The organism is Undibacterium sp. Ji83W (assembly GCF_049340385.1).
In the GTDB taxonomy this organism is placed as follows: domain Bacteria; phylum Pseudomonadota; class Gammaproteobacteria; order Burkholderiales; family Burkholderiaceae_D; genus Undibacterium.
On sequence record NZ_JBMPOZ010000008.1, the window covers coordinates 47,966 to 61,928 of the forward strand.

At 49.8% G+C, this 13,963-nt stretch carries 12 protein-coding genes; 9 read left to right on the plus strand and 3 right to left on the minus strand.

From position 1 onward, the window contains the following. Window positions 1-94: 94 nt before the first annotated feature. From ACO0LD_RS14785 to ACO0LD_RS14795, 3 genes are all read left to right on the plus strand, one after another. The gene (locus tag ACO0LD_RS14785; RefSeq protein ID WP_423008066.1) at window positions 95-4,333 is read left to right on the plus strand and encodes a hypothetical protein; all 4,239 of its coding nucleotides are present in this window, start codon (window positions 95-97) and stop codon (window positions 4,331-4,333) included. Window positions 4,334-4,335: 2 nt separating this feature from the next. Next, on the plus strand, window positions 4,336-4,863 hold the full coding sequence (locus ACO0LD_RS14790) for an alpha-ketoglutarate-dependent dioxygenase AlkB (RefSeq protein ID WP_423008068.1): 528 nt from the start codon (window positions 4,336-4,338) through the stop codon (window positions 4,861-4,863). A gap of 117 nt (window positions 4,864-4,980) precedes the next feature. After that, on the plus strand, window positions 4,981-5,760 hold the full coding sequence (locus ACO0LD_RS14795; protein ID WP_423008070.1) for an ATP-grasp domain-containing protein: 780 nt from the start codon (window positions 4,981-4,983) through the stop codon (window positions 5,758-5,760). Window positions 5,761-5,816: 56 nt separating this feature from the next. Here ACO0LD_RS14795 and kynA read toward each other — a convergent pair whose 3' ends face one another. Further along, the gene (gene kynA, locus ACO0LD_RS14800; RefSeq protein ID WP_423008072.1) at window positions 5,817-6,668 is read right to left on the minus strand and encodes a tryptophan 2,3-dioxygenase; all 852 of its coding nucleotides are present in this window, start codon (window positions 6,666-6,668) and stop codon (window positions 5,817-5,819) included. 177 nt (window positions 6,669-6,845) lie between these two features. Continuing rightward, window positions 6,846-8,102 carry a kynureninase gene (gene kynU / locus ACO0LD_RS14805; RefSeq protein ID WP_423008074.1) on the minus strand — a complete coding sequence of 419 codons (1,257 nt, stop codon included), beginning with the start codon at window positions 8,100-8,102 and terminating at the stop codon, window positions 6,846-6,848. A gap of 459 nt (window positions 8,103-8,561) precedes the next feature. On the opposite strand from kynU, the gene ACO0LD_RS14810 reads away from it, so the two are divergent. From ACO0LD_RS14810 to ACO0LD_RS14830, 5 genes are all read left to right on the plus strand, one after another. Continuing rightward, the gene (locus ACO0LD_RS14810; protein WP_423008076.1) at window positions 8,562-9,038 is read left to right on the plus strand and encodes an Lrp/AsnC family transcriptional regulator; all 477 of its coding nucleotides are present in this window, start codon (window positions 8,562-8,564) and stop codon (window positions 9,036-9,038) included. A gap of 28 nt (window positions 9,039-9,066) precedes the next feature. Then, window positions 9,067-9,543, plus strand: coding sequence for an NUDIX hydrolase (locus tag ACO0LD_RS14815; protein ID WP_423008078.1), 477 nt, complete (start codon window positions 9,067-9,069; stop codon window positions 9,541-9,543). Between the two features lie 122 nt (window positions 9,544-9,665). Further along, entirely contained in the window at window positions 9,666-10,415 is a 750-nt protein-coding gene (locus ACO0LD_RS14820) for a hypothetical protein (RefSeq protein ID WP_423008080.1), read from the plus strand. A gap of 162 nt (window positions 10,416-10,577) precedes the next feature. Continuing rightward, the gene (locus ACO0LD_RS14825; protein ID WP_423008082.1) at window positions 10,578-11,327 is read left to right on the plus strand and encodes a hypothetical protein; all 750 of its coding nucleotides are present in this window, start codon (window positions 10,578-10,580) and stop codon (window positions 11,325-11,327) included. Window positions 11,328-11,375: 48 nt separating this feature from the next. After that, complete coding sequence (locus ACO0LD_RS14830; protein ID WP_423008084.1) at window positions 11,376-12,329, plus strand: MBL fold metallo-hydrolase; 954 nt, start codon at window positions 11,376-11,378, stop codon at window positions 12,327-12,329. Window positions 12,330-12,359: 30 nt separating this feature from the next. Here the strand turns inward: ACO0LD_RS14830 and ACO0LD_RS14835 are convergent, their stop codons facing one another. After that, the gene (locus tag ACO0LD_RS14835; RefSeq protein ID WP_423008086.1) at window positions 12,360-13,358 is read right to left on the minus strand and encodes a type II secretion system F family protein; all 999 of its coding nucleotides are present in this window, start codon (window positions 13,356-13,358) and stop codon (window positions 12,360-12,362) included. Window positions 13,359-13,420: 62 nt separating this feature from the next. Between ACO0LD_RS14835 and ACO0LD_RS14840 the strand changes: the two genes are divergently transcribed. Beyond that, complete coding sequence (locus ACO0LD_RS14840; protein ID WP_423008088.1) at window positions 13,421-13,960, plus strand: hypothetical protein; 540 nt, start codon at window positions 13,421-13,423, stop codon at window positions 13,958-13,960. Window positions 13,961-13,963: the final 3 nt, after the last annotated feature.

A 13,963-nucleotide genomic window follows, 5' to 3' on the forward strand; every position in this document is an offset into this window, starting at 1 on the left:
TAAAGCTGAATAAAAAATTTGCAAGTACAGACGGTTATTGCAAAATATATCACTATAATTGACACGACCATATCTTAACCATCAGGGATACAGAATGCTGAAAAATTGCATCGCCGCCATACTCATTGCATGTACCAGCTTTGTCAGTAATGCCGCTGATTTTCCCGTCAATGCTGTACCAGATCCGCTGAAGACCTGGGTGCCATGGGCACTGGACGGTGTAGAAAATTTCGGTTGTCCACAGCAAGGCCCTGATGCGAGCCAAAAACAATGTGTATGGCCAGGCCTGCTGGATTTGAAGGTGCATGCATCGGGCGCGACATTTACCCAGGACTGGCAGGTACAGCGCGACGCCTGGGTCTATTTGCCGGGCAATGCCCAGCACTGGCCACAAGATGTCAGTGTCGATGGCAAGCCGCAAGCAGTCATTGCACGCGATGAAATGCCTGTCATTAAATTGACGCGCGGCACGCACAAACTGACAGGTAAATTTATCTGGACTGTGGTGCCAGAATTTTTACCTTTGCCACAAAGCGCAGCCTTGTTGAAGCTGGACTTGAATGGCAAGCCTGTGAGTTTTCCGGTGCGTGATGAAAGTAATCAACTTTGGTTGCAACGCAAGGCTGAAGTGGATAGTGGTGAACAAATCCAGCTCAGAACATTTCGCAAGGTCACAGATGGTGTGCCCATTACGGTAGAAACCTACATCCGCCTTGAAGTGTCGGGCAAGGGCAGGGAGATCAGTCTGGGACGCATGCTTTTGCCAGACCTGATACCTCTGGAATTGCAATCGACCTTACCCGCAGTCTTGAAACCTGACGGTAGCATGACAGTGCAAGTCAGGGCAGGCAAGTGGGAGATACGTTTGCTGGCTCGCCAGCCCGGTCCGGGCAAAACCCTCAGCCTGCCTGAGGGTGCGGAGGAGGAAGTCTGGTCTTATGAAGCAACGCCATTGATACGTACAGCGGCGATAGAAGGACCATCCACAGTTGACCCGCAACAAACCACCTTGCCGCCAGAATGGCGTAACCTCCCAGCCTATCTTATGCATGCTGGCAGTACATTTAGCTTCAAGGAAATACGCCGTGGCGATAGTGACCCGGCACCAGATAAACTATCCTTGCAACGCCGTTTGTGGTTGAGTTTTGATGGCACGACCCTGACCATGAGTGATCAGATCAAAGGTGACATCAGTCATTCCAACCGTCTGACCATGGGTAATGTTGCGCAACTTGGCCGCGTCAGCGTGTCTGGGCAAGATCAATTGATTACGCGTGGCAATGACAAGCTGGCAGGAATAGAAGTCCAGCGCGGAAGCATAGATGTAGGGGCTGACAGCGTGGTTGGCAATAGTACCCGCAAGCTGTCTGCAGTGACATGGCAAAAGGACTTTGACAAGCTGGGCATAGAACTGATCTTGCCTGCAGGCTGGCGTCTGCTGCATGCCGGTGGGGCTGACAAGGCGGATGGCGCCTGGTTGTCTCGCTGGAATTTGCTGGATTTTTTCCTGGTACTGGTGATCGCACTGGCCGCAGGGAAGTTGTGGGGTAAACAATGGGGTCTGCTAGCCTTGTTTGCCCTGGTATTGTCTTATCAAGAGCTAGATGCACCACGTTACTCATGGATAGTACTGTTCGTGCTGATAGCCATTTTGCGCGCTTTGCCAGCCAGCAGGTTTCAAGTCTGGATCAAGCGCCTGCAGCAAGCCAGCTTGCTGGTGTTGGTATTGCTCACCCTGTCATTTGCAACGCAACAGGTGCGCTCAGCCTTGTACCCTGTACTCGAAAACGATGGTGCTGATGACTATTTATATAAGCGTGCTCAATATGACGAAGCACCGGCTGCTGCACCGGCTCCAATGCCAGCGGAGGTGAATGCTGAAGTTCAGGGTGGTAATGCTGTCGCCGAAGCGCCCCCTCCACCTCCTCCAAGATCTATTGCACCAAGCTTGATAGAACCAAGAACAGAGCGTGATCAGATGGTGAGTAAACTTGCTAAAGCCGATGCGGTAAGATTTACTAAACCCAAGGAATCTATGGGCTCGCGCGCTACCAACTACCAGACTCTTGACCCAGATGCCAAAGTACAGACAGGCCCCGGTTTACCTACCTGGAACCGGCACTCACATCGTCTGATTTTTGATGGTCCGGTCAGGCAGGATCAACAACTGGATCTATGGTTGTTGCCGCCTTGGGCTAATAAATTGCTGGTAGTGCTGCGCCTGATTTTGCTGGGTCTGTTATTGATGTGTGTGAGTGAGTTCAGAAAAGGAATTGGTCAGGGACCAACTGACACAGGTGCATCTGCAGCAAGCAGATGGTCCTGGCGCGGTTTGGGCAAAGCCACGTCCATAGTGGTGATGAGCAGTCTGACTGCCTTGTCTGTTATATACAGTGAACCTGCACATGCGCAAATGCCGGACAATGCAAAGCTGGAAGAGTTAAAACAAAAATTGACGCGCCCGGCAGATTGCCTGCCAGATTGCGCAGAAATCTCACGCATGATGGTGCAAATCAATGGCAGCAACGTCAGGCTGGGTCTGGATGTAGATGCTGCAATTGACGTCGCCTTGTCCTTGCCTGGCGGTATCAAACACTGGTTGCCCGCGCAGGCACAACTGGATGGCAAGCCTGCCTACATACGAAGGGGCGATGACGGGACGATTTGGTTGCTGGCACCAGCAGGGCGACACAGGGTAGAGCTTACGGGTGATTTGATGCAAAGCGATACTTTGCAATTGCCTTTGCCGCAAAAACCCAGGCAGGTCGATATCCATGCCGATGGCTGGGATGTCGCTGGCTTATCAGATGATTCTGAGGTTGCCGATACCCTGCAATTCAATCGCCGTATCAAAGCCAGCAACAAGACAGAGGCCAGTGCCTTGCCCAGTTTTTTACGTATCACGCGCCGTCTGATACTCGATAAGGAATGGCAGGTCGAAACCACGGTATCACGTGTATCCCCTATGGGCCAGCCGGTGCTGGCGCAAATTCCCTTGTTGCCGGGCGAAGCTGTCACCACCGCCGGATTGAATATCAAGGATGGTAAAGTTGCCGTTAATCTTGGACCGCAAAGTGACAGTATGGAGTGGCGTTCGAATTTGCCACAAACCGCGCAGCTTAAACTTAGTCTTGGCCAGCAAAGCAACTGGGTGGAGACCTGGGTTGTTGTTGCTTCGGGCATCTGGCACTTGAGTACTACTGGATTGCCGCCGCTAGCCAATGACGCCAATAATGGTGAGAGCGGTGCTGATCTGGTGTTCCGTCCATGGCCAGGCGAAACTTTGGCGATCAGTATAGAGCGTCCACAAGCCATTCCTGGCCAAACCCTGACTATTGATGAAAGCCGCTTGTTCGTCAGCCCTGGCAGCAGAGCGACTGACTACCAACTGAAACTGCATTTGCGTAGCAGCCGTGGCGGTGACTATACCCTGACTTTGCCTGAGGGAGCGGTATTGCAACGCGTCAGTATCAATCATCAGCTCAGACCATTGCGTGCGAATGACAGGCAACTTGTCTTGCCAGTAGTGCCAGGCGCGCAGGACATAGAAGTGCAATGGCGTCTGGATCAGGGCGTGGGTACCAGCTATACAACGGCGACTGTCAATTTGCAGCAGGCCAGCGTCAACAATAGCCTGCAACTGAAGTTGCCTCATGACCGATGGTTATTGCTGGCCAGTGGCCCTGGCATGGGGCCTGCCATTCTGTTCTGGGGCAAGCTCATTGTCTTGCTGTTGGTTGCAGTCGCACTTGGCCGCTATGCAGGTTTGCCCGTCACAACTGGTCAATGGTTGTTGCTGACACTGGGATTAACTCAAGTCGCCTGGTGGAGTGCCGCCTTGGTGGTTGCGTGGTTCTTTGCTTTTGTCCAGCGCGCAAAAACGGCGGATGGTTTCACTGCAAGATGGCAGTTCAATTTGCGGCAACTTGGCCTGGCAGTATTGACCGTGGTCATGCTGTGCATTTTGCTGGATGCCGTGCAAAGCGGCTTGCTGGGGCAACCAGATATGCAAGTCGTCGGTAATGGATCCAGTGCCAATAATCTTGTGTGGTATCTGGACAGGGCAACGGCGAACCTGCAAACAGCATGGGTATTGTCACTTCCCATGCTGGTCTATCGCGGCCTGATGCTGTTATGGGCACTATGGCTGGCCTGGTCCTTACTGGCCTGGTTGAAATGGGGCTGGACGGCATTTGCCAGCGGCAGCTTGTGGAAGCAAAAGCAGCGTGTGCTGGAGACAGACTTTGCTTTGCATGAACCTACTGTCAATGCACCAGAATCAGCACCAGAATCAGCACTGGAACCAGCACCTGAACAAACGCCCTTGAAATAATCATGTCAGCACCTGCAATTTATTTGAAGCCAAATTTTCTTATGGCAGCCGAGAGCTTGTTTGACCTCTTGAAAAAAGAGGTCATCTGGGATGAAAGAATGCGCGCTCGCAAAACAGCGAGTTTTGGTGTTGCCTATGATTACTCGCAAATATCGTATGCACCGATAGTCATGCCAGATTTTTTGCAAATAATCTGCCATGCTTTAGATGATGAATTAGGGTTCCTTCCCAATAACTGTTTGTTGAATTTCTACACTAACGGTAATTCATCCATGGGCTTTCATTCAGATTCCACTGGTGAGTTGGCAGAGGGGAGCGGCGTAGCCATCATTTCGCTTGGCAGTTTGCGGCATATCGCCTATCGCAACAAAAAAGATAAAGACCAGGAGTATCTTTACCCTTTGCCGGCCGGAGGGCTGCTGTATATGTCGGCGAGCATTCAAGAAGACTGGCTACATGCCATTCCTAAAGAGGCAGGATCGGGTGAGCGAATTAGCCTCACTTTCAGGAAAATATTGAATAAGGCTTAGCAAGGCCGTCTTTGATATTTACTGAACAGTCGCCTGGATGGCAAGTAAAGACGAATTCATTGCGTATAAATAAGGGCACGCACTACACTGTCATTTTCAAAAATAATAAAGCCGTCTATGCATTGGATCATACAAAACAATATTTTTTCTGAAACGGGCTGGGAGCAGTTGCTGGAAACGATAGATCGCTTCGGACTTTCTCATTCGGTACACAAGGTAGTGCCATTTGTTGGTGAGCTGGAGCCACCAGCAGTTTTGAGTCACGGCAACGTCATCTGCATAGGTTCTTACTCTATGCGTCATGTTGCCAAACGCAATGGCTGGGCACCTGGCGTATTTGATTTGTATGAGCAGGATTTTGAACAACAACTCAAGCATTGGGGCGAACATATGCTCAATGCCGGTTCTGTCATCAGCAGTTTTGCAAAAGCGGTATTCACAGAAGATCTAATGTTCATCCGGCCGACCAATGATTCCAAATATTTTGCCGGGCGGGTATTTTCACGTGAAGAATTCGAAACCTGGCAAGTGCAAGTCTGCAACCTGAAACTTGATGATGGCAGCAGCCTGACTCCGCAGACTTTGATACAGGTTGTAAAGCCGATGGTGATTTATTGCGAGGCGCGCTTTTGGGTTATCAGGGGACGTATCATTACCAAATCCATTTATAAGCGCGGTGACCGTGTGATTTATTCCAGTGAAGTTGACGACAGTTTCACAAGATATGTGGAAGAACGAATTGAAGAATGGCAACCGCATGAAGCCTTTGTCATTGATGTTTGCGATACCGAACTAGGTTTGAAGATTGTTGAAATCAATACCTTGAACTCATCAGGTTTTTATGCGGGTGACGTGCAGAAATTGGTACTTGCGCTGGAAGAGGCTTTTAGCGTTTGAATTGTCCATGCAGAGGAATGGCTTCCCCTGCATGTCCTTGATATTCCTTGTTTTTCTTAAAGCGCTGTCCGCAAAGCAAACAGTTCTGGAAACAACACTACATCCAGCATCTTGCGCAAATAGCTGACACCTGCGGTGCCACCAGTACCTGCTTTGAAACCGATGATGCGTTCTACCGTGGTCACATGACGGAAGCGCCAGATGCGGAAGGCAGTTTCCATATCCACCAATTTTTCTGCCAGTTCGTATAAAGACCAATATTTTTCAGGTGTTTGATAAACTTGCAGCCAGGCTGCCTTGACGGATTCATTGGCGACTACACCTTGCGACCAGTCTTGTTGCAAGCGGTCGGCATCTATAACAAAACCCTGGCGTGACAAGAGCATGATGGCTTCATCATAAATCGATGGTGTGCGCAAGGATGCATCAAGAGTCGCATATAACTCGGGCGTGCTTTCATGCACAGTCATCAGGGTAGCGTTCTTGTTACCCAGCAGGTACTCCAACTCACGATATTGATACGACTGAAAGCCCGATGATGCACCGAGATAAGGGCGTATCGCTGTGTATTCGCTTGGTGTCATGGTGGACAGGACATCCCAGGCATGCACCAGTTGATCCATGATGCGGGCCACGCGTGACAGCATCTTGAAAGCCGGTGGCAGATCATTGCTGCGTATGTGCTGGCGCACGGCATGCAGTTCATGCAGCATCAGCTTGATCCAGAGTTCACTGGTTTGATGCTGGATGATGAACAGCATTTCATTATGATTCGGTGAGCGCGGATGTTGCGCCGTGAGTATCTGGTCCAGACCCAGATAATCGCCATAGCTCATGGATACACTAAAGTCCAGTTGCGCGCCATGCCATGACATAGGGCATTTGCCAGTTTGTTCGTTATTGCTCATGATGTTTCCTTAAATATCTTCAATGCTTAAAACCATTAACCACAGAGGCACAGAGAAAAACATAAAAGAGAGAAATCTTTTACAGTTGAGACGATGTTCTTCACCATCTGTTTTTTTGAGGTTTTCTCTCTGATCCTCTGTGCCCCGTCTGTGTCTCTGTGTTGAGGGGTTTTTAAATCAAGTCACTGCATTACGTTCAGCGTTGGCATCGTAGTCTTTGCTGTCGAGTATATCGCGCAAGCCTTCTGCGGCGTCCCAGACATCAACAAAGCTGGTGTATAGCGGCGTAAAACCAAAACGCATGATGGCGGGTTCGCGATAATCACCGATGATGCCGCGCTGTATCAGCGCCTGTATCACTGAATACGCATGTGGATGTTTGAAGCTGGCCTGGCTGCCGCGTTGCGAGTGCTGGCGTGGAGTAACCAGTTCCAGTGGGTGCGCGGCGCAGCGAGTTTCTACCAGGGTGATAAACATATCAGTCAGTGCCAGCGATTTTTTGCGTATTGCCTGCATATCCGTTTTGCCAAAAGTATCCAGTCCACAGGCAACCATGGCCAGCGAAGTGATGGGCTGGGTGCCGCACAGGGCGCGGCGTATGCCTGGAGTGGGTGTAAAGCCGGGGTTCATGGCAAAGGGGCTGGCGTGGCCCCACCAGCCGGACAATGGATGGTGGAAGGTTTCCTGATGACGTGCTGGTACCCAGATAAAGGCGGGTGAACCAGGCCCGCCATTCAGGTATTTGTAAGTGCAACCTACGGCAAAGTCAGCATTCGCTACGTTCAGGTGTACAGGTACGGCACCAGCAGAATGTGCCAGGTCCCACAAGATCAATGCACCATGTTGATGGGCAAGGGCAGTAACGGTTGCCATGTCATGTAGATAGCCGGTGCGGTAATTTACATGCGTGAGCATGACCAGCGCAGTGCTGTCATTGATGACTTGCGGCAGTTCTTCCGGTGAGTCTATCAACTGGATTTGATAACCGCGATCGAGCCAACGGGTGATGCCTTCCGCCATGTAGATATCGGTAGGGAAGTTGCTGCGTTCGGTAATGATGGTCTTGCGTTTGCTGTCAGTAGCCTGTATCTGCAGCGCGGCGGCGATGGCCTTGAACAGGTTGACCGATGTAGTGTCGGTAACTACCACTTCATTGGCTTCTGCACCGATCAATGGTGCAAGCTGGTTACCCAGGGTGGACGGCATATCAAACCAGCCAGCGGTATTCCAGCTCTTGATAAGATCGGTTCCCCATTCACGGATGATAACATCTTGCGCTCTTTGCAGCGCTGCCTTGGGTCGGGCACCGAGGGAATTACCGTCGAGGTAAATTACACCAGCAGGCAAGTCAAATTCTTCGCGCAGTGCAGCCAGCGGGTCTTGCTGATCAAGTTTTTCGCAATCGCTGCGGGTGATGGTGGTGGTTTGTGGCATACAGCAGGCTCCTCAATATGGTTCATGCCAGGCAGGCATCAAGTCCGGCGAGTTCAAGTGGCAGGCAAATCAATTCATCATCTCCTGTGGCGACCTCGCCGGGGGTTATGACTCATGGAAAAGCATGCAGAGATTTTATGCCGGATTGCATGAATTTTTCTTGCAAATTGCAGTATGAAAATGAGAATTAATAGAATATTCTTCGAATAATATGTAAAATTTTGATATAAAACGCATTGATGGGTTTGTGCATTGCGCAAAGACACCAGATTGTTTTCATCTTTGCAATTACTTATTCTTCTAATCTGCTGGTAATAATAGATTTAAAAAACCCACTTACCGCAGCTGCATAAAGGAAGGAAAGTCTGTTTGCAAGTAGTTTTTCCTGGTTTTTCGTTTTTCTCAGTGTGTCTCTGTGTTGAGATATCTTGCCATAAATAAAATAAAGTAGACTGCCAAATGCAACTTGACGCCACCGACCTGAAAATCCTCCAGCAATTGCAGGCCGATGGCCGTATCAGCAACCAGGAACTGGCCGACAAGGTATTCCTGTCACCATCATCCTGTCTGCGTCGAGTACGCATGCTGGAAGAGGCAGGTGTTATCCATCATTATTGTGCCGTCATTGATGCTGCCGCAGTTGGGCTGGAAGTCGATGCCTTTGTCCAGGTCACCATGCGGCGCGATGTAGAACAATGGCATGAAAACTTCTCGCAAGCGCTGCAACAATGGCCGGAAGTCATTGGCTCTTATATCATCACAGGGGACGCGAATTATCTCTTGCGCGTTCGTGCCCGCAATCTCAAGCATTATTCTGCCTTTGTGCTGGAGCGACTGTACAAGACCACGGGTGTGCTCGATATACGTTCAAATATCGTCCTTCAGACTTTGAAGGATACGCAACAAATTGCGACCAGTTTACTAGTGGCAGAATAATGTTCACTCACAATTTCACTCCACAGCCATGATTTCTTTTGATGTTGATGATTATCGTTACAATCTGCGGGCTGCCGCCATTATTCTGGATGGTGACAAGGTACTTCTGCACAAAATCGAGGGAGATGTATTCTGGTGTGTACCCGGTGGTCGTGTTGATGCAGGTGAGTTGGCAGCTGTCACTGTAGTACGTGAAATGCAGGAAGAATTATCGGAGCAGGTGACTTGCGAAAAACTTTTGTGGACGGTGGAAAATTTCTTTGAATACCGGGGACAGAAACATCATGAACTGGGTTTGTATTTTTTAACCCACTTGTCTCCAGATTCTCCCCTGCTTAATACACCTGGCCCATATTTGGGCAATGAAGGTGGCTTGCAATTGACTTTTGAATGGTTCAAGCGGGAAGACTTGGTAAACCTGGATATTCGCCCTTCATTCCTGGCGCGCGCATTGTTTGATGTGCATTTTGATGTGCATCACTGGGTGCACCACGAGATTGAGTGAATCGTCAAACAATCTCTTTGCAAGTGTTCCTGGCCATTGGTAGAATAATTCCCGGCAGCCTGCTGCGATCACGCTAACAATATCTGCCTATGCCCCGCATCAGGCTTCTTCAAGGAAAGCCTATGCTCATTGTCTGGGGTAAACAGTATACGTATCGCAAGCTTGGTTATGTTGCTGATTTTTGTCCCATATGCCGCAAACCACGCGCATTTAAAGTGACGCGCGTTGGACTAGTCGGTCATATCTATTACGTCTCAGTCGGGGATGGGGAGGAAGTTGGCTTTGAGCGTAAATGCCAGAAGTGCCCGGTGATTTTAAATGCGGATCTGGCAGATTATGCATCCATACCAAATAAGCAGTTGCCGATGGACGAATTGCTCAAGCTGACTTATCCTGATTTGCAAGAAGCCTATAGGAGCAGGCTCGATCTGGAAGAAAAAGTACAAAAATCCCCGGCTCTACTGACCCATGAAGAACGCGCAGCATTGATTCGCAATCCTTTCATCGTTATGTCGCCAGTTGCTCAGCGCAGGCTAGACAAATTTCGTATTGACTTGAATATGATCATTGCCGTGGTGCTAATGATTGCAATGCTGATGCTTGTGCCCCCTTTGATCGAACGCTTTTCGTTTGAACATGCCCCGGCTGCTTATCTGACTTGCCTGGCACTGGGAATATTGTCGGTGCTGTGGCAAGTCGCCACTGCGAGCCGACGTTATGTAGTGCGTGAGATTGCACCTGTACTTGGGATCAGCCTCAAAATCTTGAAACCCACTGAAGCTGAACTGACTGCAGCATTTAAAGAGCTCGGGCAAAACGACAACAAGGTGGTTCGTAAACTCAAGGTCACAGACATCTTGAAATATACCTGACATTTTTCAAAAGTAAGTCATGGAATTCTGGAGTAAATTGTCGAAGCAATGCGACTCTTTCTCTCGAAAAATTTTAGATACTGATATTGCCGTGCGCTACAGCGTGCAATCTCGATGACACATGTTGACAGCCTCATTAAATGTTAAAAAAGTGAATAGGTAATGGTTTATATCTGGGGTACCAAATATGTTTATAGCAAAATGGGATATGTTGCTGATTTTTGTCCCATATGCCGCAGACCCAGGGCTTTTTCGCTAAGGCGTACTGGCCTGGCCAAGCATATTTATTACGTCACCATCAGCCAGGGTGACTTGGTCTGCTATGAACGTACCTGCCTGAAATGCAAAACGATACTGGCCGCAGATTTGAATGACTACGAATGTATTCCCAAGAAAAATGAGCCACTGCCTGCATTAGTAAATATGTCCAATCCACACATGATGGAGCTATTGAAAGACCGCCTTGCGCTGGAAGAGGTCGTGCGCAAAGCACCCACTTCGCTCGATGACGAATTACGCTTTGCCCTGATCCGTAGTCCTTTCTATCTTTTGTCACCTACGGTGGAAAGACGGCTTTCCAAATTGTTTTTTGATCTGGAATTATGGCTGGCCATTGGTGCCAGCATCCTTATCCTGAAAACCGTGCCCGGTCTTGCCGATCGATATTTGCCTGCTGAATCAGACAGGGTTTATATCGGGGCCCTGATCTTTTGCCTGTTGCTGGTTTTCTGGCAGTTGCTGACACAGGGCAGCCGCTATGTGAGGAAACGAATTGTTCCGGTCCTTGCAAAGTCACTAAAACCCTTGCGCCCCAAAGTCAGCGAATTAAATGTCATTGTGCGGGATATGAAAGAACGCAAGCACAAATTAGGCCGTAAGATTAAAGTGGCGGATATTCAACGCTATTTGTAAATGGTAATGCATGTTTTTGATGTATTGTTGGCCACAAGGAGTAAGAATATGCTTCAGAAAAATCGGCTCTTAAACCTCAGCTTAAGTCTGGTATTGGGCAGCTATTTGTTAGGTAGTGCATTTTCTGCCAAGGCCGCAGCTTGCCAACCAGGCAAACTGGTAGTGCAAGTGTTGGGTTCGGGCGGCCCTGAGTTGAGTGATCAGCGTGCTTCTACTTCTTATCTGGTGTGGGTGGATCAAAAGGCCAGGATACTGGTCGATTTTGGTAGTGGCGCGGCGCTGAATTATGAAAAATCCGGTGCCAATCCGGCTGAGTTGGATGCGGTGCTTTTCTCGCATTTTCATGTTGATCACACGGCGGATTTTCCAGCACTGGTCAAGGGCTTGCCATTTGCTGGCTATGACAAAGAACTGCGGGTCTTTGGACCGCCCAAACGGGGCGTTTTCCCTGGCGTGAAAGAATTCATGCATGCCCTGTTTAACCGCGATACCGGTGCTTATGCCTATCTGGCAGATTATGCAGACCCTGATGTCAGTAGCCAGTTCAAAATGGAGCTTGAAGAAGTAAGTGTCAAGGCAAAAGAAATCAAACGCTATGATATTGATGAGAGTCTGACAGTGAGTGCTGTCAGCGTCTTGCACGGTCCAGTACCTTCATTGGCATGGCGTGTGGAAAGCAAGGGCTGTAGCGTCACCTTCAGCGGCGATACCAGCAACACCGATCAGGCGCTGGATCAACTGGCGCAAGGCACCGATGTACTGGTTGCCCATAATGCTGCTCGCGAAAATGATCCCGATGAAGTTGCCAGGCTGTTGCACATGATGCCGACAGAAATTGGCCGCATCGCAGGCGTTACAAAAGCGGGCAAGCTGGTTTTGTCACACCGCATGAAACGCACGCTCGGGCATGAGATGGAAAGCACGACGGCAATACGCAAGAATTATGCAGGGACTATTTTGTTTGCCAATGATATGCAACGCATTATCGTCGGTGGCAAATAAATTTGGGTATGCATGTAGATGAAGCATACCCTAAAGATCCTTGGGCACTTGTGGAGTAAAAGCGCCGCTCTTTAAAATGCCGTAGGCAATGATTGACGCTATCAGTGCATACGCTATTCTCGGTATCCATTCTGCTACCTGCTTTTGTTGCAGCGCCAGACTGGTATTTTCACTCTTGGCATAGCGGGATAGCATTTCTGGCAACGTGCCACTGGTTTCGCCGGTTTGTATGAAACCCAATAGTGTGTCGTCATTGATGTCGGGCAAGGCCCGCACAGCTTCTGCCAGCGTCGCGCCTTTTTGCATGCGTGGCAAAATGCGCGCAAGTTCGCGTCTTAACAAGACATTGCTGGCACCTTGCAAACCTAGTGGCAAGGCATCGAACATGGGCAGGCCTGCTTCCAGCAATAAGGCCATGGTTTGCCAGAAATCGCAGAGATTGCGCCTTTTGTGCATTTTCCCAACAATGGGCAGAGAGAGTAATACCTGATCCAGCCAGGATGCAGGCGCATCCGCAGGGCGCATCTGGAAGCGTCTGTAAGCATAAATGCCACCAGCGACCAAACCCGCACCCAGCAGTATGCTGCGTGCAGCATGCCAAAGGTAAGCCGCCATGCTCAGCGAGCCAGCAACCAGTTGCGGCAAGGGTGGAATAAACAAGGCCAGTATGCTCATTAAAGCGGGTCGCATCATGCCTGATCTGATCGTGGCTATCTGCTGCGCTTTTTCTTCATAGTAGCTGGCCAGGTGGCGGTAGGTCGGGGTTGGGTCACCGGCAGCCAACGCAGCCTGCAGCAAGCCTGCTTCCAGTGGTGTCCACAGACCGCTTTGCAAACCGGCGTCAGCCAGGTTTTTGCCACGTTTAACGGCTTGCAGGGTTTCTACCATCCTGCTTTGATAAGGGGCAGGCAATTTAATCATGGGCAGCGCTTGCAGCGCCGGGATGCCTGCATGGCTCAATGCCGCCAGTTGTTGCAGCAAATCTGCACGGATACGGTAGGGCAGTGCCAGTGGTGACTTATTTTTCATGCATGCTATTGTGCCATGGATTAAACTAGAACAAATTCCTTGCAATGCAACTGGAGAAGACCATGCCTACATTATTGAGCGTGCAGCGCTTGCTGCTGGGCTTGGCCACCAGCCTGGCCGCCAGCTTGGGATTGGCAGGTGCCACTGCCGCCAGCGCAGCGAATGTTACCACTTTGGCCTGCACACATCCTGCCATGCGCGAATTTGATTTCTGGCTGGGGGAATGGCAGGTGCATACCCCTGACGGTAAACTGGCTGGAACAAATAGTATCAAGCGTGAATACGATGGTTGCGTCATCCACGAGCGCTATACCACGGGGCGCGGTTATAGCGGCGAAAGTTTGAATATCTATGATGTACCGCGTAAAGTCTGGCACCAGAGCTGGGTAGATAATAGCGGTACTTTATTATTACTTGAAGGGCGGCTGCAGAACGGTAAAATGGTGCTGGAAGGGCAAAACCTCGCTCCTGAGGGACATACAATTTTGCACCGCATCACCTGGACGCCGAATGCAAATGGGTCTGTACGTCAATTATGGGAGTCCACTGACGCCAAAGGCATATGGGTAATCGCTTTTGATGGTCTGTACACAAAAAAATAGATG

Coding starts and splice junctions, on each gene's coding strand:
- ACO0LD_RS14795 (WP_423008070.1), top strand. CDS start 4,981: ATGCATTGGATCATACAAAACAATATTTTTTCTGAAACGGGCTGGGAG.
- ACO0LD_RS14815 (WP_423008078.1), top strand. CDS start 9,067: ATGATTTCTTTTGATGTTGATGATTATCGTTACAATCTGCGGGCTGCC.
- ACO0LD_RS14810 (WP_423008076.1), top strand. CDS start 8,562: ATGCAACTTGACGCCACCGACCTGAAAATCCTCCAGCAATTGCAGGCC.
- kynU (WP_423008074.1), bottom strand. CDS start 8,102: ATGCCACAAACCACCACCATCACCCGCAGCGATTGCGAAAAACTTGAT.
- ACO0LD_RS14785 (WP_423008066.1), top strand. CDS start 95: ATGCTGAAAAATTGCATCGCCGCCATACTCATTGCATGTACCAGCTTT.
- ACO0LD_RS14825 (WP_423008082.1), top strand. CDS start 10,578: ATGGTTTATATCTGGGGTACCAAATATGTTTATAGCAAAATGGGATAT.
- ACO0LD_RS14830 (WP_423008084.1), top strand. CDS start 11,376: ATGCTTCAGAAAAATCGGCTCTTAAACCTCAGCTTAAGTCTGGTATTG.
- ACO0LD_RS14835 (WP_423008086.1), bottom strand. CDS start 13,358: ATGAAAAATAAGTCACCACTGGCACTGCCCTACCGTATCCGTGCAGAT.
- ACO0LD_RS14790 (WP_423008068.1), top strand. CDS start 4,336: ATGTCAGCACCTGCAATTTATTTGAAGCCAAATTTTCTTATGGCAGCC.
- kynA (WP_423008072.1), bottom strand. CDS start 6,668: ATGAGCAATAACGAACAAACTGGCAAATGCCCTATGTCATGGCATGGC.
- ACO0LD_RS14820 (WP_423008080.1), top strand. CDS start 9,666: ATGCTCATTGTCTGGGGTAAACAGTATACGTATCGCAAGCTTGGTTAT.
- ACO0LD_RS14840 (WP_423008088.1), top strand. CDS start 13,421: ATGCCTACATTATTGAGCGTGCAGCGCTTGCTGCTGGGCTTGGCCACC.